The organism is Rhodococcus sp. NPDC060086 (assembly GCF_042730275.1).
Lineage (GTDB): Bacteria > Actinomycetota > Actinomycetes > Mycobacteriales > Mycobacteriaceae > Rhodococcus.
Window position 1 is genome coordinate 1 of record NZ_JBHWWZ010000029.1, and the last position, 22,736, is coordinate 22,736.

Annotated in this window: 27 protein-coding genes; 11 read left to right on the forward strand and 16 right to left on the reverse strand. The window is 65.3% G+C overall.

Annotation, left to right across the window (positions count from 1 at the left end; translation table 11 throughout):
* Positions 1 to 56: 56 nt before the first annotated feature.
* Positions 57 to 1,289, reverse strand: a complete 1,233-nt coding sequence (locus tag ACFWB0_RS16375; RefSeq protein WP_378491520.1) for a DUF222 domain-containing protein — start codon at positions 1,287 to 1,289, stop codon at positions 57 to 59.
* A 117-nt stretch (positions 1,290 to 1,406) separates the two neighbouring features.
* On the opposite strand from ACFWB0_RS16375, the gene ACFWB0_RS16380 reads away from it, so the two are divergent.
* Both ACFWB0_RS16380 and ACFWB0_RS16385 read left to right on the forward strand, forming a co-directional pair.
* A complete protein-coding gene (locus ACFWB0_RS16380; protein ID WP_378491521.1) occupies positions 1,407 to 2,243 on the forward strand; it encodes a tyrosine-protein phosphatase in 837 nt (278 codons plus the stop codon).
* A 55-nt stretch (positions 2,244 to 2,298) separates the two neighbouring features.
* The gene (locus ACFWB0_RS16385; protein ID WP_378491522.1) at positions 2,299 to 3,135 is read left to right on the forward strand and encodes a tyrosine-protein phosphatase; all 837 of its coding nucleotides are present in this window, start codon (positions 2,299 to 2,301) and stop codon (positions 3,133 to 3,135) included.
* 10 nt (positions 3,136 to 3,145) lie between these two features.
* On the opposite strand, the gene ACFWB0_RS16390 is transcribed toward ACFWB0_RS16385, so the two are convergent.
* From ACFWB0_RS16390 to ACFWB0_RS16420, 7 genes are all read right to left on the reverse strand, one after another.
* The gene (locus ACFWB0_RS16390) at positions 3,146 to 3,442 is read right to left on the reverse strand and encodes a VanZ family protein (protein ID WP_378491523.1); all 297 of its coding nucleotides are present in this window, start codon (positions 3,440 to 3,442) and stop codon (positions 3,146 to 3,148) included.
* Between the two features lie 109 nt (positions 3,443 to 3,551).
* Positions 3,552 to 3,926, reverse strand: a complete 375-nt coding sequence (locus ACFWB0_RS16395) for a DUF1707 domain-containing protein (RefSeq protein WP_378491524.1) — start codon at positions 3,924 to 3,926, stop codon at positions 3,552 to 3,554.
* A 38-nt stretch (positions 3,927 to 3,964) separates the two neighbouring features.
* Positions 3,965 to 4,222, reverse strand: coding sequence for a hypothetical protein (locus ACFWB0_RS16400; RefSeq protein WP_378491525.1), 258 nt, complete (start codon positions 4,220 to 4,222; stop codon positions 3,965 to 3,967).
* Between the two features lie 134 nt (positions 4,223 to 4,356).
* Positions 4,357 to 6,165 (reverse strand): acetyl/propionyl/methylcrotonyl-CoA carboxylase subunit alpha, encoded by a 1,809-nt coding sequence (locus tag ACFWB0_RS16405; RefSeq protein ID WP_378491526.1) that lies wholly within the window; start codon positions 6,163 to 6,165, stop codon positions 4,357 to 4,359.
* 120 nt (positions 6,166 to 6,285) lie between these two features.
* On the reverse strand, positions 6,286 to 7,734 hold the full coding sequence (locus ACFWB0_RS16410; RefSeq protein WP_378491527.1) for a condensation domain-containing protein: 1,449 nt from the start codon (positions 7,732 to 7,734) through the stop codon (positions 6,286 to 6,288).
* A gap of 6 nt (positions 7,735 to 7,740) precedes the next feature.
* A complete protein-coding gene (locus tag ACFWB0_RS16415) occupies positions 7,741 to 8,154 on the reverse strand; it encodes a SufE family protein (protein ID WP_378491528.1) in 414 nt (137 codons plus the stop codon).
* On the reverse strand, positions 8,151 to 9,044 hold the full coding sequence (locus tag ACFWB0_RS16420) for a sulfurtransferase (protein ID WP_378491529.1): 894 nt from the start codon (positions 9,042 to 9,044) through the stop codon (positions 8,151 to 8,153). Before ACFWB0_RS16420 ends, ACFWB0_RS16415 begins: the two co-directional genes overlap by 4 nt.
* Before the next feature lie 62 nt (positions 9,045 to 9,106).
* Between ACFWB0_RS16420 and ACFWB0_RS16425 the strand changes: the two genes are divergently transcribed.
* Entirely contained in the window at positions 9,107 to 9,499 is a 393-nt protein-coding gene (locus ACFWB0_RS16425; protein WP_378491530.1) for a group III truncated hemoglobin, read from the forward strand.
* A 30-nt stretch (positions 9,500 to 9,529) separates the two neighbouring features.
* On the opposite strand, the gene ACFWB0_RS16430 is transcribed toward ACFWB0_RS16425, so the two are convergent.
* From ACFWB0_RS16430 to ACFWB0_RS16450, 5 genes are read right to left on the reverse strand one after another with little or no spacing between them, the layout of a single operon-like run.
* Positions 9,530 to 10,174: a DUF6308 family protein gene (locus tag ACFWB0_RS16430; RefSeq protein WP_378491531.1), complete on the reverse strand. Its 645-nt coding sequence runs from the start codon at positions 10,172 to 10,174 to the stop codon at positions 9,530 to 9,532.
* Complete coding sequence (locus ACFWB0_RS16435; protein ID WP_378491532.1) at positions 10,167 to 10,745, reverse strand: hypothetical protein; 579 nt, start codon at positions 10,743 to 10,745, stop codon at positions 10,167 to 10,169. The genes ACFWB0_RS16430 and ACFWB0_RS16435 overlap by 8 nt, the downstream gene beginning before the upstream one ends.
* The gene (locus ACFWB0_RS16440) at positions 10,738 to 11,391 is read right to left on the reverse strand and encodes a Maf family protein (RefSeq protein ID WP_378491533.1); all 654 of its coding nucleotides are present in this window, start codon (positions 11,389 to 11,391) and stop codon (positions 10,738 to 10,740) included. The genes ACFWB0_RS16435 and ACFWB0_RS16440 overlap by 8 nt, the downstream gene beginning before the upstream one ends.
* Before the next feature lie 3 nt (positions 11,392 to 11,394).
* On the reverse strand, positions 11,395 to 11,712 hold the full coding sequence (locus ACFWB0_RS16445; protein WP_378491534.1) for an acyl-CoA carboxylase epsilon subunit: 318 nt from the start codon (positions 11,710 to 11,712) through the stop codon (positions 11,395 to 11,397).
* Positions 11,709 to 13,349, reverse strand: a complete 1,641-nt coding sequence (locus ACFWB0_RS16450; RefSeq protein WP_378491535.1) for an acyl-CoA carboxylase subunit beta — start codon at positions 13,347 to 13,349, stop codon at positions 11,709 to 11,711. The genes ACFWB0_RS16445 and ACFWB0_RS16450 overlap by 4 nt, the downstream gene beginning before the upstream one ends.
* A gap of 116 nt (positions 13,350 to 13,465) precedes the next feature.
* On the opposite strand from ACFWB0_RS16450, the gene ACFWB0_RS16455 reads away from it, so the two are divergent.
* The 4 genes from ACFWB0_RS16455 to ACFWB0_RS16470 are packed head-to-tail and all read left to right on the forward strand — an operon-like array spanning position 13,466 to position 16,988.
* Entirely contained in the window at positions 13,466 to 14,314 is an 849-nt protein-coding gene (locus ACFWB0_RS16455; RefSeq protein ID WP_378491536.1) for a biotin--[acetyl-CoA-carboxylase] ligase, read from the forward strand.
* Positions 14,315 to 14,362: 48 nt separating this feature from the next.
* A complete protein-coding gene (locus ACFWB0_RS16460; RefSeq protein ID WP_378491537.1) occupies positions 14,363 to 14,917 on the forward strand; it encodes a PH domain-containing protein in 555 nt (184 codons plus the stop codon).
* 49 nt (positions 14,918 to 14,966) lie between these two features.
* Complete coding sequence (locus ACFWB0_RS16465; protein WP_378491538.1) at positions 14,967 to 15,650, forward strand: response regulator transcription factor; 684 nt, start codon at positions 14,967 to 14,969, stop codon at positions 15,648 to 15,650.
* Between the two features lie 30 nt (positions 15,651 to 15,680).
* Positions 15,681 to 16,988 (forward strand): sensor histidine kinase, encoded by a 1,308-nt coding sequence (locus tag ACFWB0_RS16470; RefSeq protein ID WP_378491539.1) that lies wholly within the window; start codon positions 15,681 to 15,683, stop codon positions 16,986 to 16,988.
* 10 nt (positions 16,989 to 16,998) lie between these two features.
* Here ACFWB0_RS16470 and ACFWB0_RS16475 read toward each other — a convergent pair whose 3' ends face one another.
* Complete coding sequence (locus tag ACFWB0_RS16475; protein ID WP_378491584.1) at positions 16,999 to 17,484, reverse strand: GtrA family protein; 486 nt, start codon at positions 17,482 to 17,484, stop codon at positions 16,999 to 17,001.
* 223 nt (positions 17,485 to 17,707) lie between these two features.
* Between ACFWB0_RS16475 and ACFWB0_RS16480 the strand changes: the two genes are divergently transcribed.
* On the forward strand, positions 17,708 to 18,979 hold the full coding sequence (locus ACFWB0_RS16480) for a 5-(carboxyamino)imidazole ribonucleotide synthase (RefSeq protein ID WP_378491540.1): 1,272 nt from the start codon (positions 17,708 to 17,710) through the stop codon (positions 18,977 to 18,979).
* Between the two features lie 23 nt (positions 18,980 to 19,002).
* Positions 19,003 to 19,506, forward strand: a complete 504-nt coding sequence (gene purE, locus ACFWB0_RS16485) for a 5-(carboxyamino)imidazole ribonucleotide mutase (RefSeq protein WP_378491541.1) — start codon at positions 19,003 to 19,005, stop codon at positions 19,504 to 19,506.
* A gap of 95 nt (positions 19,507 to 19,601) precedes the next feature.
* Here purE and ACFWB0_RS16490 read toward each other — a convergent pair whose 3' ends face one another.
* The gene (locus ACFWB0_RS16490; RefSeq protein ID WP_378491542.1) at positions 19,602 to 20,081 is read right to left on the reverse strand and encodes a MarR family winged helix-turn-helix transcriptional regulator; all 480 of its coding nucleotides are present in this window, start codon (positions 20,079 to 20,081) and stop codon (positions 19,602 to 19,604) included.
* Positions 20,082 to 20,228: 147 nt separating this feature from the next.
* Between ACFWB0_RS16490 and ACFWB0_RS16495 the strand changes: the two genes are divergently transcribed.
* A complete protein-coding gene (locus tag ACFWB0_RS16495) occupies positions 20,229 to 21,671 on the forward strand; it encodes an MFS transporter (protein WP_378491543.1) in 1,443 nt (480 codons plus the stop codon).
* A 204-nt stretch (positions 21,672 to 21,875) separates the two neighbouring features.
* Positions 21,876 to 22,229, forward strand: coding sequence for a hypothetical protein (locus tag ACFWB0_RS16500; RefSeq protein ID WP_169686801.1), 354 nt, complete (start codon positions 21,876 to 21,878; stop codon positions 22,227 to 22,229).
* A gap of 37 nt (positions 22,230 to 22,266) precedes the next feature.
* Here the strand turns inward: ACFWB0_RS16500 and ACFWB0_RS16505 are convergent, their stop codons facing one another.
* Positions 22,267 to 22,614 (reverse strand): ribbon-helix-helix protein, CopG family, encoded by a 348-nt coding sequence (locus ACFWB0_RS16505; protein WP_378491544.1) that lies wholly within the window; start codon positions 22,612 to 22,614, stop codon positions 22,267 to 22,269.
* Positions 22,615 to 22,736: the final 122 nt, after the last annotated feature.

The window sequence follows — 22,736 nt, forward strand, 5'->3', positions numbered from 1 at the left end:
GTTACCAGGGCACACGGGTGCCCTGGTAACGGTGGCTGTATTCGTCGATCTGCAGGTCAGGCGACCAGATCCGGCCTGCTCCCCGGGATCGGCATACGGAACACATCCACACTCGAGGGAGGGATGAACTGCGGCCGACGCTCTTCCGTGATTTCCACGTGCCAGTCTGTGTGATGCATCAACCGGTGGTGATGTCCGCAGAGCAACACCAAGTTGTCGAGGTCGGTGTCGCCGCCGTCGACCCAGTGGTGAATATGGTGCGCATCTGCCCACGCCGGGGGTGTCGAACACCCGGGGAAGGCGCATCCGCCATCTCGGACGGTCAGGGCGCGTCGCTGCTCTTTGCTTGCGGTGCGGCGGGTCTGTCCGTGTGCCAGCGGTACGCCGTGTTCGTCGAGCAGGATTCGGGTGACCTGGCAATCGCACGCGAGCATCCGGGCGGCATCGATCGACAACGGGCCCGCCCAGGGCTCGGTCGCATACCCATGCTCGGGACTGTGGGTGAACAGTTCTTTCACCGCGGCGTTCTTGGTCAGATCTTTGATGGAGGCGGTGACCGTGACGTGCGGCTTCACTCCGCCCTCGACCGGGACGAGGCCGGCGGCTTCGACGAACTGCAACAGCTGATCGAAGGCATCGGCGGTGCGTTTCGATGCCGGCCGATTATCTTTGATGCCGTTTATCTCGGGCCTCGGCGCGGAAAGTGGGGAGAGCAGATGCCGCAGGCGGGCACCGGTGACGGCGTCGAACTCGCCTTTGATGACGACCCGGCCGTGCCAGGTGGTGGAGACGAACAGTTCGTTGCGTGAGGAGTCTTCGCCCGGTGGTGGTCCGTCGCCGGTGTTGTAGAGGTGTTCGAGTCGGCGGATCACGGCTCGGACGGTGGCTTTCGTGGCGACCCGCTCGGAGGCGTGCTCGATCAGGATGGTGCGGGCTTTCTCGAAGTCGCAGGGGTTCATGGTGCGGGGGTAGTGCTGGCAGAAGTAGGCGATCTGCCGAGCTTTCTCCGCATCCAACAGCCCGGATGAATAGGCTTCGCGTACTTCCGGTTCCAGCCGCAGTAGCCGTGCCAGTGTTTCGATGCGGTGGCATTCACCGACCTCGAGGTTGGTGGCGGCACACAGCCAGTGGGCGGGGCTGCGGTAGCCGTGTTCTTTGACGGTGTCGCGTTCGACCATTTCGATCATCAGGTCGACGCGGTGTACCTGCCAGGTATGGATTTCGGCGGAGACGGCGAGCGTCTCGGCCATGAGTTGTGTGTTGTCGAGTTTCCAGAGGTCCCCACCCATGATCGAATTATATAGAACGTATGAGCGATGCGCAACAAAAATAGAACAAATGATCGATGAATCGGAAGCTGGGATCGTATGCTGCTGAATCGGAGCATGTTGCGTAACTTGGATGGCATGACCGATGCCGTGGACACGACCGATGTCACGCCGACTTTTGTGGTTCCGTCGCTCGTCAACCTCCGAGACATCGGTGGGATAGCCAGCTCGTTCGGAGGCGCCATTCGCGCCGGTGTGGTATTTCGCTCGACAGCGTTGGCCGATCTCACCGACACCGATGTCGATGTCCTCACTTCGCTGCAGATTTCAGCTGTGTACGACCTCCGGACAGCTGCGGAACGTGAGCGACGCCCGGATCGGCTGCCCGATGGCGCGAAGCTCGTAGGTCTCGATGTGCTCGCGGATCGTCCGACGGGTTCGGTCGCGGGATCTCTCGGCGACGTGGTCGCCGACCCTGTTGCTGCCGCAACTCATCTGGGGGATGGGCGCGCGGAGCAGCATCTGCTCGGCACCTACCGAGAACTCATCACCCTGCCGAGTGCAGTGACCTCGTACCGGCAGTTGTACACCGGTATCGCTCATGGAGATGTTCCGGCGCTCATTCACTGCACCGCGGGCAAAGACCGGACCGGTTGGGCCGCCGCGGCGCTGCTCATGTTCGCGGGTGCGAGCGAGGAAGATGTCTTCGATGACTACATGTTGACGAACGAGATGTTGCTACCGAAGTTCGAGGAGATGTTCTCCCGGTTCGAAGCCGCCGGTGGCGACCGTGCTCTGTTTCTGCCGCTTCTTGGGGTGCAGCGAAAATACCTCGAGAGTGCTTTCGACGAGGCGCTGCGGCGTTACGGCACGATCGACGAATATTTCGCAACTGGGCTCGGCCTCGACGACGACAGCCTGCAGGCATTGCGTACCCGGATGATCGACACCGAGGTGCAGTCCATCCGACAGTGATGTTCGGTGTCGCAAGTGGCCACCGAATATCCTCGCCGACGGTAGCTTGTTGCGTATGACCGATGCGGTGGGCAATGACCCTGGTGTGGCGGCTTTCGCAGTTCCTTCGTTGGCCAACCTGCGGGATATCGGGGGCAGCGCGAGTAGTTTCGGCGGGACGATTCGCACCGGAGTGGTGTTCAGGTCAACCGACCTGAGTGGTGTCACCGACACTGATCTGGACGTCCTCGCCGCGCTGAAGATCACCACCGTGTTCGACCTGAGGACGGTAGACGAACGCGATCAGGCCCCGGACAGGTTGCCACCCGGAGCGAAGGGTGTGGACCTCGATGTACTCGCCGATAAGGACGAGGGGTCGATTGCGGCTGCAATGGGAGACATAGCGGCCGATCCCGTGCAGGCGGCGCGCGGATTCGGAGGTGGGAGAGGCGAACAGTTTCTCCTCGAGACGTACCGCGACCTCGTCACACTGTCGAGCGCGCAGCGTTCGTATCGGAGGATGTATCTCGATATCGCGATGGGTGATGTTCCCGCGCTCATCCACTGCACGACCGGAAAAGATCGGACCGGTTGGGCCGCCGCGGCTCTGCTCATGTTCGCAGGTGCGACAGAGGAAGACGTCTTCGGCGACTACATGTTGACGAACGAGTCGCTGCTTCCGATGTTCGAGGAGATGTTCGTACATTTCGAGAAGCTCGGCGGCGATCGCTCACTGCTCGTCCCGTTACTCGGGGTCGAGCGCAAATACCTCGAAGCGGCCATTGACGAGGCGCTGCGTCGATACGGCACGATCGACGAATACTTCGCGTCGGGACTCGGCCTCGACGACGACAGCCTGCAGGCATTGCGTACCCGGATGATCGATGCCGAGAACACTCCACCTGTCGAATAGGGCTGGTGGTCTACTGCGCCTGACCGGCACGAACTCGCCGACCGATACCGACGGCGATCGCCAGGCCGATCGCGACACCGACGAGATCGGCGCACCAATCCCAGAACGAACCCGACCGCCGAACCGCGACCGTGGCCTGCAGGATCTCGGTGGCGATGCCGTAGACCGCGAGCCACACGACGGTGACGATCGGTGAGACGCGGGCGTATCGGGAGCAGAAGGCCAGCACCGCGAACATCAATGCGTGCGTGATCTTGTCGGTGTGGGGAGGACCGCTGGGCACGGTGCCGCCGGGCGTCAGCAGCATGAAAGTAATCGTGATCGTCGCGAGGACCAACGGAGCGACGCGATACCAGGACGACCGTCGATACCAGGATGACCGGAGAGACCAGGAAGAACCGGGCACAGTCAGCTCGTCACCCCGATCCGGGCTCTCGCATCAGTCGTAGTCCTCGTCGGACGACCACGAACAGGATCACGAATCCGAGCAGGATGGCGATCGGATGCCGGACCGCGACCATGAGGACCAGGGCGAGAAGCGCGAACGGGACCAGTGTCAGCAGGTCGGTGGCGACGGTGCCGGATGGGGGTTCGTCCAGGAACGACGGTGCCGACGGCAGATCGGAAAACAACGGAACAAGGTCGGCCCGAGTGACGGCCTGTGCCGCAAAGGCGACACGATCGTCGAATTCGACGAGGGACAGGCGACCGGCCGAGAAATGCTCGCCGAGCAACGCGACCGCTTCTTCACGCTCTGCGGTACCGATTCGGATTTCAGGCAGTTCGGCCATGTTCCCAGAGTAGTGGGAGCCGGGCAGGGCGGTACGGATCACGCATCGTGGACGGTCAGCCCGAGCGCTCCCGTGGCAAATCTCGTGACTGCGGCGAGGGCCGCGTCGAGTGCGTCGGCGTGACCGTCGATCGCGGTCCCGCTCAGCGCACCGTCGGGGAGAAGCGTGACGGTGGCCTGCACGTCGGCGGTCGTCGACTCGCACACCGACCAGCTGTACGCGGTGTCGTCGGCCCAGGCGGCGTGCTCGCGTGCGAGCAGGTACCAGTTGCCTGCGTTGATCTCGACAGGTTCCATCAGCTGCCTTCCGGACTGTTGGGGTGGAGAAAGCGACGGCGCCCGACCCCCAGTTCGGGGTGGGCGCCGTCGACTTGTTCAGCGTGTCTCAGCTCAGCATGTCTCAGCTCAGTGCGACCCAGCTCGGTGCATCATCACTTGAGTTCGGCGAGGACCGTTCCCTGAGTGATGGCGGCGCCCGGCTCGACCGACAGACCGGTGACGACCCCGGCCTTGTGCGCGGTGACCGGGTTCTCCATCTTCATGGCTTCGAGCACTGCGATCAGATCGCCCTCGGCGACTTCCTGGCCCTCGGCGACCGCGACCTTGACGACGGTGCCCTGCATCGGAGCGGTCACAGCGTCGCCCGAGGCCTTGCCGCCGCCTGCGCCGCCGCGCTTGCGTGCCTTCGGCTTCTTGCGGATGGCGCCTGCAGCGCCGCCACCGTTGCCGCTGAGCGAGAACTGACCGGGCAGCGACACCTCGACGCGGCGACCGCCGACCTCGACGACGACGTTCTGACGCGGCAGTGCCTCGTCCTCGTCGTCTGCTGCACCACCGCCGGTGAACGGCTCGATGGTGTTGTCCCAGTCGTTCTCGATCCACTTGGTGTAGACGTCGAACTTCTCGACCCCGTTCTCATCCACACTGCCCATGAACGCCGGGTTCTCGACGATGTGGCGGTGGAACGGGATGACCGTGGCGAGACCGTCGACCTCGAACTCGGCGAGGGCGCGGGCGGCGCGCTGCAGCGCCTGCTCGCGGTTCTCGCCGGTGACGATCAGCTTGGCGAGCATCGAGTCGAACTGGCCGCCGATGACGTCGCCCTGGACGACGCCCGAGTCGACGCGCACGCCGGGGCCCGTCGGCTCCTTGTAGACGCTGATGGGGCCGGGCGCGGGCATGAAGCCGCGGCCTGCGTCCTCACCGTTGATGCGGAACTCGAAGGAGTGGCCACGCGGTGCCGGATCTTCGGTGAGCTCGAGCTTCTCACCGTTGGCGATGCGGAACTGCTGGCGAACGAGGTCGATGCCCGCGGTCTCCTCGGTGACCGGGTGCTCGACCTGCAGGCGGGTGTTGACCTCGAGGAACGAGACCGTGTCGCCCTGCACCAGGTACTCGACGGTGCCTGCGCCGTAGTAGCCGGCTTCCTTGCAGATGGCCTTGGCGGACGCATGGATGCGACCACGCTGATCGTCCGTCAGGAAAGGCGCGGGAGCCTCTTCGACGAGCTTCTGGAAGCGGCGCTGCAGCGAGCAGTCGCGCGTGCCTGCGACGATGACGTTGCCGTGCTGGTCGGCGATGACCTGGGCCTCGACGTGGCGGGCCTTGTCGAGATACTGCTCGACGAAGCACTCGCCGCGACCGAAGGCGGCGATGGCCTCACGGGTCGCGGACTCGAACAGCTCGGGGATCTCCTCGATGGTCTGCGCGACCTTCATGCCGCGACCGCCACCGCCGAAGGCCGCCTTGATGGCGACAGGCACGCCGTACTGCTTGGCGAACTCGACGACCTCGTCGGCGTTCTTGACCGGGTCTTTGGTGCCGGCCGCCATCGGAGCCTTGGCGCGCTCGGCGATGTGGCGCGCGGTGACCTTGTCGCCCAGGTCGCGAATGGACTGCGGCGAGGGGCCGATCCAGATCAGGCCTGCGTCGATGACTGCTTGCGCGAAGTCGGCATTCTCGGAGAGGAAGCCGTAGCCGGGGTGGATCGCGTCGGCGCCGGACTTGGCCGCGGCGTCGAGGATCTTGTCGAACACCAGGTAGGACTCGGCGGAGGTCTGGCCACCGAGGGCGAACGCCTCGTCTGCGAGCTTCACGAACTGTGCGTCTGCGTCGGGTTCGGCGTAGACCGCGACACTTCCGTAGCCTGCGTCCTTGGCGGCTCGGATGACCCGCACAGCGATCTCACCGCGGTTCGCGACAAGCACCTTCGAGATCTGCGCGCTGGCATGACTGGGCACGGAGCCTCCTGTTGATCGATCGTTAGGTTATTTCCGTCGTCGGCAGTCTAAGCACCAATCGGATAGACGATGTAACCGGATGGCCTCTACACACTACGGCGCGCAGTCGAGCACACAATACTACCGGCCGGTAGCTGGGAGCTCGTGGATCTCCAGGTCGGGAGCCCACGGCCCGGAGGTATTCAACCGATGCATCAGTTCGCGCACTCCACCCAGGTATGCCGGAACGTTCGACGAGGCCTCGGGATTGTCGGGGAATCTCGCAGAGACATTGAGTCCCTCGGGTGTCCGGTTGATCCAGATGTAGACGTCGTGGGTATAGCTGCGGCTCCGTAGCGCACGTGCATTCGCTTCCGGCCATTGAGCTGCCATGGGCACGAACCGGACGTCCATGTACGACACCAGAAATCGTGGACGGATGGGCACGCCGAGGAGCTCACCGACCTTGTCGAACGGAATGCGCGCGCTCGCGCGGGTGCGATGCAGCTCCTGCGCTGCGCGGCCCGCGAGGGTGACGAAACCGGGAGAGCCCCCGAAGTCGAGATCGATCGGCCGGAGCCCCACGAACCACCCCAGGGATCCGGCCCACATCGGTCCGGTCCGGGTGTGTGACGGAACGACCGTGCGGAAGTGATCGGTGCCGACGAGGTCTACGGCGGTCTGACCGAAACACGCGAGCAGACCCGAGAAGAATCCGGCGTCGGCATCGCGACATCGCTCCGAGAATCGCGTGGCATCGTCGCTGTCGAACCAGCGCTCGGACAGGCGCCTCTGGGGTGTCGTCCGGGCGGTGCGTCGTCCGATCGGCAGCGGGAATTCGGGCATCGCGCCGCCTGTCTTCCTGAGCGTCGTCCGCCAGATCCGTACCGCCTCGTGATCGGCGTCGAGGTCGCCGGCGTCGGCACGCTCCTCTGCCCCGAAGTCGATGTAGCTGCCGACGGGGAACAATTCGGCTGCTCGGCCGGTCCGTTCTTCCTCGTACAGCGCGGTGATCTCGTGAGCGACGAGCACGATGGAGTAGCCGTCGATGATCGAGTGATCGGCACCGAAGAACACGGTGAACGCGGTGTTTTCGCCTGGGGTGTTCGGAGGGGCGGACTCGTGGGCCAGCGTCGCGAACACGTATGCGGGCCACAGGTGCGGTGTCGTGTAGTCGTCGAACAACGAGTGGAGTTGTGTACGGACCATGGTGGAGTCGGCCGGATCGTGCTGGATGCGCCGCACCGACACCTTGCCGGGTGGGGCAGTCCGGCGGACCAGGGCACCGGCCGGATCATCGTCCGCCGCGAACGTCGTCTGACTGCGCAGGGGTTCGTGCCGGTCGATCCAACGCTGGAGGGCACGGCCGAAGATGTCGGTATCGAGTGGCCCGGCGATCTCGAATGCGGTGCCCAGCCACGATTCCCGGCCCTGGCCGGACCGCGGGTCTGCGGCCCGGCGCAGATGTGCCTCATGGATGTACGACGCGGGACGGGGATCCTGACGCCAGGCGTCCTGCTCGGCGCAGGGCAACCACTCGATCAAGACCCCCGCCGGGATCGAGTAGTCGGCGAGCTCCGTGAACTCCATGACCCGTCAGACTCGCAGATGCCGCTTGATGCGCGCCAGCATCGCACTCATACCGCGCAGCCGCAACGGGCTGACCGCGGCTGCGAGACCGAGATCCGAATAGAAATCGTCGGGTACGTCGAGGATCTCCTGCGCGCTGAGTCCGTCGAGTCCCTGATGCAGGATCGACGCGAAACCGCGCGTGGTGGGTGCTTCGGCGGGCGCACTGAAATGCAGCTTCACGTGTGCCCGGTCGGTGGCGTCGACGGAGAGGAACAGGGGCGACTGGCATTCGGGGACCGGCTCCATGCCTGCTTCCTCGAGTTCTGCAGGCAGCGGCGGTAGTTCGCGGCTGAACTCGAGGAGCAACTGAAGTTTGTCCTGGCCCTCGACGGCAGCGAAGTCGTCGACGATCTCGGCGAGTGGTGCGGGGATGCTCATGATGCGGGAACAGCCCCCGGCTCCTCGCCCTTGGCGATCGGGACGCGCACGGCGTTGCCCCACTCGGTCCACGAACCGTCGTAGTTGCGCACGTGCGGGTATCCGAGGAGGTGAGTCAGTACGAACCAGGTATGGCTCGACCGCTCGCCGATGCGGCAGTACGCGACGACGTCGTCGTCCTTGCCGATGCCCGCGTAGATCTCGTCGAGTTCGGCGCGCGAACGGAACCGACCGTCCGGTGCCGCTGCCTTCGCCCACGGAATCGACACCGCGGTGGGGATGTGGCCGCCGCGGAGCGCGCCTTCCTCCGGGTAGTCGGGCATGTGGGTCCGTTCGCCGGTGTACTCCTGCAGCGACCGGACATCCACCAGCGGTCCGTTGTCCAGGTGCTCGAGCACGTCGCTCTTGAAGGCCCGGATGGGGGCATCGTTGCGCTCGACGACGGGATAACCGCTCGTCGTGGTGAAGGGGATGTCGAGGGTGGTGTCGCGGTTCTCGGAGATCCACGCGTCGCGACCGCCGTCGAGCAGACGGACATCCTCGTGACCGAAGAGCGTGAACACCCACAGTGCATATGCGGCCCACCAGTTGGACTTGTCGCCGTAGATCACGACCGTGTCGGTGCGCCGGATTCCCTTGCGGTCCATGAGCGCGGCGAACGCAGCACCGTCGATGTAGTCGCGGGTGACGGGATCGTTGAGATCGAGGTGCCAGTCGACCTTCACTGCGCCGGGGATGTGCCCGACGTCGTAGAGGAGCACGTCCTCGTCTGATTCGACGACCTTGACCTCGGGGTGGCCCAGATGAGCGGACAGCCACTCGGTGGACACGAGGCGGCTGGGGTCTGAGTAGGAAGCGAAAGAAGTGGTGGGATCGGGCGCGACGGGCACAGGGGCTCCTGAGGCAGTGGTGGCAGGTGCGTCGTCGATTCTAGGCGGTACCTTCGGTGGGTGTGACCTCCAGCCGACCTCGCCGCACCGAACTGTCGTCGCGTGCCGACATCGATCGGCTGGTGAGAGTCTTCTACGAACGGGCCATGGTCGACCCTCTGCTGGCCCCGGTGTTCGAGGTCCTCGCGATCGTGGGCCTCGACGAGCACCTCGTGGTCGTCGGTGACTTCTGGGAGCAGATCCTCTTCCGTACGACGCGCTACCAGGGAGCCTTCATACCCGTCCACCGCGCGCTGCACGGAAAGTACGACCTGACACCCGAGCGGTTCGAGCGCTGGCGGGTGCTGTGGCACGAGTCGGTCGACGAGCTGTTCACCGGTGTCGACGCAAGCCGGGCGAAGTCGAAGGCCGACACGATGGTCGTGGCGCTGCGTCGCGCGACGACCGGAGCGTGACCGCCGGAACTGCTCGGGAACGGAACTGCGTCAGCGCGGCGACTTCACCTGCATGCGGGCGAGAACATCGAGAATCCTGATCGCAGGGACCGTCGCAGGCAGAGCTGCACGTTCCCGCACTGTGACGAGGCGATGGTGTAGCTCCCGATCGTTCGCCCGCAACGCCTGTCGGATCGGCTCCAGGTGCGCCGTTCTCGTTCCGAGAACCTCGCCCACGACCCGGTCGTAGACGGGGTACAGCCGGGGGCGCTTGCGGGCGATCAGTTTCGAGGCGATCGTGCGACCGATGCTCGGCACCGTCCACAGTGCCGTCTCCAGCCGCCACGTGGGCGACTCGGGTGTGATCTCGTCTGCCTCGTCGACGAGATCACGGTCGGGTCCGATCTCGCGCAACAGCTCGGTGAACTCGGCGTGACGTTCCCTCAGAAGCACCTGTGCGCCATCGGGATCCACCGATACCGACAAGAGAGTGACGGCAACGAGATCGTCGGCCGTGAAGACATCGACGTCACGCTGTCGCGTGCTCGTCGAATCCCACTCGTCCCACAGCGCTCCGCTGCGGATCCGGCCGGTCTTGACCAGAGCCTCGTAGAAGTACTCTCGCACCACGTCGACGGCACTGTCGTCGTCTCCCGATGCGAGCACCTTGGGTAGGCGAATCGAACTGTCAGTCATCGTCTTCGATCGCATCGAGCACGTACTGCGCGAACCATCGGTTGTGGGACCGAGGGTTCGGGCCGAGCTCCTTGTCGGCCAGCCGTTCTGCCAGCGGTGCGATCGTGGACTCGTCGAGCGGCAGAGTGAAGAACTGATCGTCGGCGCCGTCGTCGGAGAGGAACCAGTCGATCGCCACGGCGTCGCCGCCTGCGGCGGCATCCTCGACAGGACGGAAACGCAGCAGTGGATAGCGCAGGAGGAGATCGTCGAGCGGGCATCCGAGTTCCCGGGTCAGAGCGGATGTCGAGGTGACCATCACGGTGCGGTAGTCGACCGTCTCGCCGTTCTCGGTGTACTGATCGATGTAGAGAACCTCGAGCGGCCCGACGCGGAGTGAGAACAGACGGGTCATCCCCGCCTTGTCGTTGTGCGCCGGGAGACACGTCAACGTCCACTTCTCGCCCGCTACCGAGTCCGGATCGGTGAAGGCGGTGGCGAGGTAGCCGGCGACGAGGTCGACGACCACGTCGAAGAACGGGTCCTGCCGAAGGCGTTCGAAACTGCCTTCGGACGTGCCGGGGTCACTCATGTGCTGAAGGGTTCGAGGACCAGAGGTCGGCGACGGAGACTCCGGCATCGGCGAGCAGTCGCCGGACGAGCGGCAGACCGATCCCGATCACGGACGACGGATCGCCCTCGATGCCGTCGATGAACCAGCCGCCGAGGCCGTCGAGCGTGAACGCTCCGGCGACCTGCAGAGCCTCACCGGTCGCGAGGTAGGCCTCGAGATCGGCGTCGGATGGAGTGCCGAAACGCACAGCGGTGCCGGAATGATCGTCGGCCTGGGCAACGATCTGCCCGCCGCGCGCACGCAGCACGCTGTGTCCGGTGAGCAACTCCGCGCTGTGCCCGGACATGCGCTTCCAGCGGGCCCGGGCCACCTCGACGGTGCCCGGTTTGCCTTGGAGTTTCCCGTCGAACAGCAGCATCGAATCGCAGCCGATGACGACGAGATCGTCGGAAGCAGTGCCTTCTGCGGTGAGTCTGCGGAGAACGTCAGTGGCCTTGGCGCGGGCCAACGTGGTGACCACGACCTCCGGCAGCGCGTCGGGGCCGAGTTCCGCGATGATCGCGTCCTCGTCGACTTCCGACACCTGGACGAACGGCTCGACCCCGGCGCCGCGCAGCACGGACAACCGTGCCGGCGACGCCGAAGCGAGAACCAATCGGGGCATCGATCAGCCGAGGTTGGGATACGAGTACGGCGAGAACGGAGCCCACTGTCGGTGCATCCGGGTAGGGGCGCCCCAGGTTTCCGGCGGCTTCCCGTCACCTTCGGGCGCGCCGCCCGCGGCTGCAGCCGCGAGGACGGTGACCAACGCCGCGACATCGGCGTCGGTCGGGTTGCCCTTCACGATGCGGAGAGCGGGAGCATCGGAGGTCGCTGCCGTCTCTGCGTCTGCGGTCGCAGGACCGGCGGTGTCCTCGAGGGCACCGATGGTCGCGGCGGTCAGCTCTGCGTCAGTGATGATCTTTTCCTCGGTCAGCGCGGTCACAGCGGAATGTTCCCATGCTTCTTCGGCGGGAGCGAGACCATCTTGCGCTCGAGCAGTCGAAGCGCGGACACGATCTGGCCGCGAGTATGCGACGGCGGGATGACCGCGTCGACGTAACCGCGCTCTGCTGCGATGTACGGGTTCACAAGAGTGTCCTCGTACTCGTTCTGCAGCTCGAGGCGCAATGCGTCGACGTCCTCACCGTTCGCGGCGGCTTCCTTGAGCTTGCCGCGGTACACGAACCCGACGGCACCCGAGGCGCCCATGACGGCGATCTGCGCCGTCGGCCATGCGAGGTTCACGTCGGCGCCCATGTGCTTCGAGCCCATCACGTCGTACGCGCCGCCGTACGCCTTGCGGGTGATGACGGTGATCTTGCCGACCGTCGCCTCGCCGTACGCGTAGAGGAGCTTCGCGCCGCGGCGGATGATGCCGTTGTACTCCTGGTCGGTACCGGGCAGGAAGCCCGGGACATCGACCAGGGTGATGATCGGGACGTTGAACGCATCACAGGTGCGCACGAAGCGTGCGGCCTTCTCGGAGGCGTCGATGTCGAGGCAGCCGGCGAACTGCATCGGCTGGTTGGCGACGATTCCGACGCTGCGGCCGTCGACACGACCGAAGCCCACGATGATGTTCTTGGCGCGCTCGACCTGAACCTCGAGGAACTCGTCGTCGTCGAGCAGGCGACGGATGATCTCGTGCATGTCGTACGGCTGGTTCGCCGAATCCGGGATGATCGTGTCGAGTTCGAGGTCCTCGTCGGTGAGGGAGTCCTCGATCGACCCGGCGATCGGGTCGGTCGGCGCGGTGCGCGGTGCCGCGGCCTGGTTGTTCGACGGCAGGTACGACAGCAGGTCCCTGACGTAGTCGAGGGCGTCCTGCTCGTCGTCGCCGACGTAGTGGGCGACACCGGACTTGACCATGTGGGTCTGAGCGCCACCGAGGTCTTCCATGGTGACGTCTTCGCCGGTGACGGTCTTGATGACGTCGGGGCCGGTGACGAACATCTGGCTGGTCTGGTCGACCATCACCACGAAGTCGGTCAGCGCGGGGGAGTAGACGTGCCCGCCTGCTGCGGCGCCCATGATGAGCGAGATCTGGGGGATCACGCCGGAGGCCTGCACATTGCGGTGGAAGATCTCGCCGTAGAGACCGAGCGAGACGACGCCTTCCTGGATACGAGCGCCTGCGCCTTCGTTGATTCCGACCAGCGGGCGGCCGGTGCGCAGCGCCAGGTCCATCACCTTGACGATCTTCTCGCCGTAGACCTCACCGAGGCTGCCGCCGAAGACGGCGCCGTCCTGGGAGAACACACAGACGTCACGACCGTCGACGGTGCCGTAGCCGGTGACGACGCCGTCACCGACGGGGCGGTTGTCGGCGAGGCCGAAATTGGTACTGCGGTGGCGGGCGAGCGCATCGATTTCGACGAACGAGCCCTCGTCGAGGAGCGCGTTGATGCGCTCACGGGCGGTCATCTTGCCTTTGGCATGGACCTTCTCGATGGCTGCTTCACCGACCGGAGCCTGAGCCTTGGCCTGCCGTTCGCGCAGGTCTGCCAGCTTGCCGGCGGTGGTGTGGATATCGGGCGTACTCGCCGCCTCGGGCGCGGACGGCTCCTGGACAGTGGTCATGGGCAGTCAGCTTAGCGATCGTCAATCTGCACCGCCGCACGGAGGTCGGTGTGCGTTCAATTATTGAACTGGAGCTACCGGCCAGTATCTGTTTTCGCCCACTTTAGGCTGGGCTCATGTCCCGGAACCCCGAATTGCCGAATGATCCCGATCTGCGTATGCCGCTCGACGTGTCGCGGCTGCAGAACGTACTGGTGGACGGCGTAGAAGACGGTGCCGGGTTCTACGATCGCCTCGACGTCGTCGACGAAACGGGCTCGACGAACGCCGACCTGCTCGCCGAGGCCACATCCGGCGACCGGCGGGTCCTGCTTGCCGAGTTCCAGAGTGGCGGACGTGGACGGCATGCGCGGGCCTGGAACGGGATTCCCGGTGCGCAGGTGATCGTGTCGGTGCTGCTGAAGTTGCCCGGCGTCGCCCTTCCGGACCTCGGTTGGCTTCCGCTGCTCACCGGCATCGCGACGGTCGACGCCGTCCGCGAGGTCACCGGTGTTCCGGCCGAGCTCAAATGGCCCAACGATGTCCTCGTCGACGGTCGTAAGCTCGCAGGCATTCTCGTCGAGGTCGCATCGACCTCTCCGGTTCCCACGGTCGTTGTCGGCGTCGGGATCAACGTCACGCTCACCGAGGACGAACTACCGGTGCCCACGGCAACGTCACTGTTGCTTGCCGGTGCCCGCGAACTCGATCGCACGAGGCTCGCCGAGGCTCTGCTCGTGTCGTTCGGTGAGCGCATCCGTCAGTGGGAGCGGCACGGTTGGGACCCCACGGCCGCTGCCGACGCGTACCGGGACCGGTGCAGCACCATCGGCAGGCGGGTGCGCGCGATCCTGCCCGGCGACACAGAACTGCACGGCGTCGCTGTGAACATCGACGAGCAGGGCCGCATCGTCATCCAACCGGACGGCGAGGGCGAGCCGGTCGCGATCGCTGCGGGTGACATCACACACCTCCGGCCGGTGTAGACGGGCAGGGACTCGGGCACGGTGATCGGGTGTGCCATCGTGGTGCCCATGGGATACCCGGAGGACGCCCTCGCACCGGACGAGAACCTGCTGCTCCACCGTCATCCACACGCCAAGATGCTGATCGTCCCCATCCTCGTCTTCCTGCCGGCCACAGCTGTGGCCGGGTTCCTCGTGGGATTCGCGCAGACCCGACTCGACGGAGGAGCGTCCGTCTTCGTGGTGATCGCGGTCCTGGTGTTGTGGGCGACCATCGTGGTGTGGCGGTGTCTCGTTCCGTTCATCCGGTGGCTGACCACGCATTTCATCGTCACCGATCGGCGCGTGCTGGTGCGCCAGGGCGTGATCACCCATTCGGGGATCGACATCCCGATGGGGCGGATCAGCAACGTGCAGTTCCGGCACGGACTCGTCGACCGACTCCTGCGCACCGGCACCCTCGTCGTGGTCTCCGCCGCCGACGACCCACTCGAGTTCGACAACATTCCCGACGTCCAGAATGTCCACACGCTGCTGTACCGGACGGCGTTCGATGTGCACTCCACCGACCGTTCCGCCGCGCGCCCCCCGGATGAGGGTGAGAGACATCGCAAGGCGTGGTGATTTGGCGTGGTGAGCCGGTTTCCCGCCGGTCGGTCCGTAGGCTGACGGCGTGACCACCGTTCTGCTAGCGGAAGACGACGAAGCGATCGCTGCACCTCTGTCCCGGGCCCTCGGGCGCGAAGGCTACGAGGTGACCACCGAGTCCACCGGACCTCGCGCGCTCGAACAGGCGCTCTCCGGAAACTACGAGTTGTTGATCCTCGACCTCGGACTGCCGGGGATGGACGGCCTCGAAGTGTGCCGTCAGATCCGGGCGAACCGTTCCGACCTGGCGGTGCTGATGCTCACCGCGCGCACCGATGAAGTCGATTTCGTGGTGGGTCTCGACGCAGGCGCCGACGACTACGTCGGCAAGCCGTTCCGGCTCGCCGAACTGATGGCGCGGGTCCGCGCGCTGCTGCGCCGCCGCGGTGGCGGCGAAGCGGACGACGTCGTCGAGGTGTCGGGAATCCGCCTCGAACATGCGGCCCGGCGTGTGCTGGTCGACGGCTCCGAGGTCACCCTCGCCAACAAGGAATACGAACTCCTGCGTGTCCTGCTCGAACACGCCGGCCAGGTGGTCTCGCGCGACGCGATCCTCGACGAGGTGTGGGGTGACGCCGACCTCCGTGGCTCGAAGACCCTCGACATGCACATGTCGTGGCTGCGCCGGAAGATCGGCGATGAGGGACCCGCCGGGGAACGCCGCATCGCGACTGTGCGCGGGGTCGGTTTCCGGCTGAACACCGACTAGAGCTGAACACCGACCAGAAGGGGCGCGGCGATGCGCAGGCGCATCCTGAACGCCGTCCTGGCCGCAGTGCTGCTCGTAGCTCTGCTGCTGGGACTACCTCTCGCTTTCACGGCCTATCTGTTCGTGGAGGACACCACGCGCCGGGACCTGCAGGATCGGCTCGAGCGGATGTCCGACGAGATCATCGCGCAGGAAGGCACCGACGGCCTCGTCGTCGGCGGACTCGATACCAGCTCGCTACGACTGCTGGTGCCGGACGGCGGGCGGGTGGTGGTGGTGTATCCCACACCCGAGAACGACGTGGCGCGCCTCGACATCGGTGGTCTCCCCTTGGAGAATCCGCTCGTCGAATCGCTGTCGATGGGTACATCGGGATCCCTGCGGCTCGAAGCGCCCTCCGATGGCATGCGCACGCTGCAACACCAGGTGCTCGCTGCTGTGGGCTTCCTCGTGCTGTTGTCCGTGGCGGTGGGAGCACTCGTGGCCGTGGCCACCGCGCGACGATTGGCCGACCCGCTGCGTGACGTGGCGTCCCGCGCCGCCCGGCTCGCCGAGGGCGACTTCAGGCCGGTGCCGCGGCGTCATTCCATCGTCGAGCTCGACCGGGTCTCGGACGTGCTCGATTCCGCCGCAGTAGAGATCTCGGGTCGTCTGCAGCGCGAGCATGCACTGGTGGGGGACGTCTCTCACCAGCTCCGCTCGCGTATGACCGCGATCCGATTGCGGCTCGACGAGCTGTCCACGCACGAAGATCCGCTGGTGGTCGAGGAGGCTGAGGCAGCGATGGCTCAGGTGGATCGCCTCACCACCGCTATCGACGGGTTGGTGCGTCAGTCACGGAACAGTGGCGCGGAACTGCGTACCGAGGTCTCGGTGGTGGGGGAGCTCGCCGGGGTGATCGCGGACTGGCGAGGTCCGTACCAGGATGCGGGCCGAGAGTTGCTGCTTCGCGGCGACCCGTCTCTGCGATCGTCCGTGACTGCGTCGCGTCTGCGCGAGGCGGCGGCCGTCCTCGTCGACAACGCGCTCGCGCACGGCGGGGGGACCTGCACGGTGTCCGTGCGGCAGGTCGCGATGAGAGGGGACTCGACGGTGTGCGTCGAAGTCAGCGACGAAGGAGAAGGCGTCAGCGACGACATGGTCCCGCACATCTTCGATCGAGGGTTCTCTGGTCGGGGATCCACCGGTGTCGGTCTCGCACTTGCCCGCGCGCTCGCGGAAGCGGATGGTGGACGCCTCGAACTGCAGCGGCGCAGACCTGCGTTGTTCGCGATGTTCCTCGGCGCGGCACGCGATTGGACGGCGGTACGTGCGGACGGTGCCCGGGAACCGCGGTGAGAGCGTGTGGTCAGGCCCTGTCGAGGTCGGGTTCGTCCCGCGCGTCGATAATGTGCACGTCCGGGCCGGTTTCGTCGGGAAACACGAACCGTTTGAAACAGTAGAAGCGGAAGAACATCTGCAGCAGGTTCCCGATGATGTACGCGCTGACGAAGTCGGCGATGTTCTCGACGGTGAGGCTGACCTCGGGCACCCGCAGATTGAATACGTAACTCGAGATCCACAGCGGAATGAAGCTGAGCACCACTCCGATGCCGCTGACGAAGAAGAACAAGAACGCTTCGTGCGCGCGTTCCCGCCCGCCGCGGTTCCGGAACGACCATTCGCGGTTGAGGACGTACGAGCAGATCACCGCGATCACACCCGCGATGATTTTCGCCGTGACGGGCTTCTCCGAGAGGACCGTGAGCTTGAGGGTGTAGAAGATTCCGGAGTCGATCACGAACGTCGTACCACCGACGATCGCGAACTTGACAAGTTCGCGATGACGCAGCATCAGCTCCCGTAGCGGTGCGGGAAAGCGGCTCAAAGCATCATCGACGACGGACACTCGGCCGAGTCTACGAAACCCGGAGCGGTTTCTACGAACTACAACGAAAAATTCTCAGACATACCACGGAAATGTGACGAATCGGAAGGTTCGTCTCGAAATGTTCATCGGATCGCCGCACGACGGCGCCGCGCGGCTGCATCCCCCCGCTGTGACACCATTGTCAGCTGTGACCGGTAGACCTGACTCGCTTCCCAGATCCGACTCCCCCCGCGCATTGACGGCCGGAATGCCCGTCGTGACGATGATCGGTGGTGGCCAGCTCGCACGGATGACGCATCAGGCTGCGATCGCTCTCGGCCAGACCCTGCGTGTGCTCGCGGCCAGTGAGGACGAACCGGCCGCCCAGGTGAGCCCCGACGTCGTGCTGGGCAGCCACGACGACCTCGATGCGCTGCGTCGCGCCGCTACCGGTGCCCACGCGCTCACCTTCGACCATGAAGGCGTCCCCACCGAGCACCTCGAAGTTCTGCAGAGCGAGGGTGTGGCTGTGCTGCCGCCGCCGCAGGCTCTGATCTTCGCGCAGGACAAGATCGCGATGCGCAAGCGGCTCGGAGCGTTCGGTGCGCCGATGCCGAAGTTCGCGGAGATCACCTCGGTCGGCGACCTCACTGAGGCACGGGAACACCTCGGATGGCCGTTCGTCCTCAAGGCCGCCCGCGGCGGGTACGACGGGCGCGGCGTGTGGATCGTCGACGACGAGTCCGAACTCGAGCGGATCGTTGCCGAGCAACTCGACCGCGGTGTGCCGCTGCTCGCGGAGGAGAAGGTCGCGTGGCGTCGGGAGCTGTCGGCGATGGTCGCCCGCTCGCCGTTCGGCCAGGGTGCGAGCTGGCCCGTGGTGGAAACCGTGCAGCGCGACGGCCAGTGCGCCGTCGTGATCGCGCCCGCACCGAACCTGCCTGCAAATGTCGCCGCCTCGGCGGAACATCTCGCTTTGCGGATCGCTGGCGAACTCGGCGTGGTCGGTGTGATGGCCGTCGAACTGTTCGAGACACAGACCGGTGAGCTGATCGTCAACGAACTCGCGATGCGCCCGCACAACTCCGGCCACTGGGGCATGGACGGTGCGCGGACAGGGCAGTTCGAGCAGCACCTGCGCGCGGTGCTCGACTACCCGCTCGGCGACACGACACCGCTCGCACCTGTGGTCGTGATGGCGAATGTCCTCGGTGCTCCGGAATCTCCGGCGATGAGCATGGACGAGCGGCTGCATCACCTGTTCGCCCGGATGCCTGATGTGCGCGTGCATCTCTACGGCAAGGGCGAACGCAAAGACCGCAAGATCGGGCACGTCAATCTGCTCGGCGACCAGGCCGGCTCGCTCGACGACGCCGAGTACGTCGCTGCGGTCCGGGAACGTGCAGAGCGCGCCGCGCACTGGCTCTCGCATGCACAGTGGACCGACGGCTGGAACGAACACACGGGAGAAGCACAGTGACAGACGCCACGCAGGGAACTGCCATGACTCAGGGTGCACAGGTCGGCCTGATCATGGGCAGCGACTCGGATTGGCCCACGATGGAGGCCGCCGCCGAGGCGCTCGCCGAGTTCGGGATCCGATTCGAGGTCGGTGTCGTGTCCGCGCACCGAACCCCGCAGCGGATGCTCGACTATGCGAAGGACGCCGCGGGTCGCGGAATCCGGGTCATCATCGCCGGAGCAGGCGGTGCCGCACACCTGCCGGGGATGATGGCATCGGCGACCCCACTGCCCGTGATCGGTGTGCCCGTTCCATTGAAGTACCTCGACGGAATGGATTCGCTGCTGTCGATCGTGCAGATGCCTGCGGGCGTTCCCGTCGCAACGGTGTCGATCGGAGGTGCCCGCAATGCAGGCCTGCTCGCCGCCCGCATCCTCGGAGTATCCGACCCCGCGCTGCGTGAGCAGATGGAACGGTTCCAGGCCGGACTCGAGAGCATGGTGCTCGACAAGGACGAGGCATTGCGACAGAAGCTGCTCGGCTGACGGGTGCGATCCGTGCAGACCACCCCGATCCTCGAGCGGTGGCAACGGTGGAGTCGTGGTCACGTGTCGCCCGTCGCCGCGCTGGCCGGTTGAAGTTACGGCGCTTCGTGCTGCCCGAGATCGGCGCGCCGGCTCCACGGTGAGCCGGACAAGCGCTCGATGTCGGTGTTGAACCGTTCGAGATAGCGCGCGAACTGGACCACGTCGTCGGCGTCCCAATCGACCAGAACGCGCTCGAGCGACTCGATCGCTCGGGCGCGTTCGTGGTCCAGGCGACGGGCGCCATTCTCGGTGATCTGGAACTTGCGTGCGATACCCCCGTCAGGGTCGGGGATGCGCTCGGCCAACCCCGTCTTCAACAGTGCCGAGGTCTGGCGATTGACCGTGGATGAATCGAGTCCGAATGCGTCGCTCAGCTGGCCGATGCTCATCGGTCCCTGGGCGGAGAGGCGACTGAGCATGGTGTACGCACTACGGTCCAGACGTCCGGCATCTCGCCGGCGGGGGCCGAAGAAGTTGAGATGCCGCCCGATGAGCATCATTTCGAACTCGATCAGGTGCGTCGGCTTGTCCATCTGTGTGTCTCATCACTCCTAGGTCGCGTTTTCCCAGTATGGGCGAACTCGGTGTTGACCCACGAATATGCATCATGCATACCATGTGCTCAATACATATTACCCGCTAGCTTGGGTTTTTCTTTACTCGAAGACGGAGTTCGTTCCATGCAAGGTTCTGTCGCGACGCCGGAAGTGCGTCCCTCACTGTTGGTGGGGGTGCTCGCGTTCACCGGAATCGTCGGCGCCCTCACCCAGACGCTCGTGGTTCCCCTCATCGGTCAACTACCCGCCATGCTGGACACGACAGCGTCCAACGCATCGTGGGTGATCACCGTCACCCTTCTCGCAGGCGCAGTGGCGACACCGGTCATCGGCCGCCTCGGTGACACCTACGGCAAGCGTCGGATGCTGTTGATCTGCACGGTTCCGCTGATTCTCGGTGCCGTGGTGTGTGCATTGTCGTCGTCACTGCTGCCGATGCTCCTCGGTCGCGGCTTGCAGGGACTGGGCGTCGGCTTGATTCCGCTGGGTATCAGCCTGCTGCGTGACGCCCTCCCGCCGGAACGTCTTCACTCGTCGATCGCGTTGATGAGCGCATCGATGGGTATCGGTGGCGCCCTCGGCCTCCCCATCGCCGCCGCCGTCGCCGAGAACACGAGCTGGCGTGTGCTGTTCTGGGCGACGGCAGTCCTGAGCGCCGTGGTGTTCGTCCTGCTGTGGAACGTGGTGCCCGATGGTTCGCGCAAGGCGAATCCCGGACGCTTCGACATGGTGGGCGCCATCGGTCTGGGCATCGCACTGACATCGCTGCTGCTTGCGGTATCGAAGGGGGCCGACTGGGGATGGGGGAGTGCGACGACGCTCGAACTGTTCGCGCTCGCGGCGATCGTTCTGGTGGCTTGGGGCTGGTGGGAACTGCGCCGCACCGACCCGCTCGTCGACCTGAGGATCGCGGCCCGGCCCGCGGTGCTGCTGACCAATGCGGCATCACTTGTCGTGGGGTTCGGAATGTATGCGCAGTCGCTGATCATCCCTCAGTTGCTCCAGCTGCCCACTGAAACCGGATACGGCCTCGGCCAGTCGATGCTGGAGATGGGCCTGTGGATGGCGCCGGGCGGATTGATGATGATGGCGGTCTCGCCGATCGCGGGCCGACTGTCGTCGGCACGTGGACCGAAGGTCTCCTTGTTCGTGGGTTGCGTGATCATTGCGATCGCGTATGGCTCGTCCCTCCTGCTCATGGGGTCGACATGGGGTCTGATGATCGTTGTAGCGATCTGCAGTACCGGCGTCGGATTCGCCTACGGTGCAATGCCTGCGCTGATCATGGCGGCGGTGCCGCAGACCGAGACGGCATCGGCCAACAGCGTCAACTCCCTGATGCGGGCAATGGGCACCTCGATCTCGGCCGCCGTCGTCGGTCTCGTGCTCGCTCAGATGAGCGTCCAGTCGGGTGACTACAGCATCCCGACCGAATCGGGATTCCAGACCGGTCTGCTCATCGGATGCGGTGTCGCCGTGATCGCCGCCGTGATCACACTGACGATTCCGGTTGCCAAGCGGAAGCAACTCGACAAGGTCGACGAAGCGGTCCCTGTCCGGGTCTGAAACGTGTCGCGGTGGGCGGTCGTCGTATGAAGGTCGCCCACCGCACGACACTTTCCTCCCGTTGCATGGGTTGCCGTAGGTCGTGAGGCAACGGAAACTCGGACAAGTGGGGGAAAGTGTCGAGGTGGGCGGTCCTCGTGGGAGGCCGCCCACTGTCGTCGCTAGGCTCGAGGCGTGTCGAGAACAGGCCGCAGTCCACACCGTATGACGCGAGCGTCGCGGGGAGTCCCCTCCGCTCGTATCCCGACTGCCCTCGCCCTGACCTGGGCACGTCTCTGGGGCGGTGCGGTGACGTTCGACGACGAGTTCGGTCTCTACGTGAGTACCGGTATGCGTGGCGGATTCGCGCGCGGCGGCACCACCATCGGGGGAGTGTTCCTCACCCGCACGATGCCCTCGCGTCGGCTGCTTCGCCACGAGGCCGTCCACGCCGATCAGTGGGCACGTCACGGACTCGGTTTCGCGGTGCGCTATCTGTGGGAGGAAGTACACAACCCCGGTTCGCGCAACAAGTTCGAAATCGAAGCGGGGCTCGAGGACGGCGGCTACCGCACCTGAAGACGCTACGTTTGCGAATTGAATCCGACGCTTCAATTCACGCGGCTGGATGCCTGCTCAGGTACTCGTCGATCGCAGCTCGAATGACAGCACTCATCGGCCGACCAGTCCGTTCGGCGTACTCCGCCAACCGACGCCGATCGGCCTCGGTGAGTCGAACGGCAAGGGGCCGGGTTTCTTCGGCAGCATTCCCGCTGCGGGGCCGGCCGGGGCGATAGTCCGGACGCACCTCAACCGAGTTGTCGAGCACGTCATACTCGCCGGCCTCCACCGCATCAGCGAGACGGGATCCCAATGCGTGCGGAGAATATCGGCTTGCTCTGGTGGTAGATATACGGAGGTGTTCGTCCCAGTGGATCCCAAGGCGCGTCCTTGCGCCCAGCACCGGGGCAGATGCGGTATGCGGGGTGGTGGAGGTTCAGGAAGGCGGTGGAAATCCACTCGTATGCTCCCGAATCTGTTTCCGCATTCATTGACGTAGTGATACCCGAACTCGTTTGCAATGCC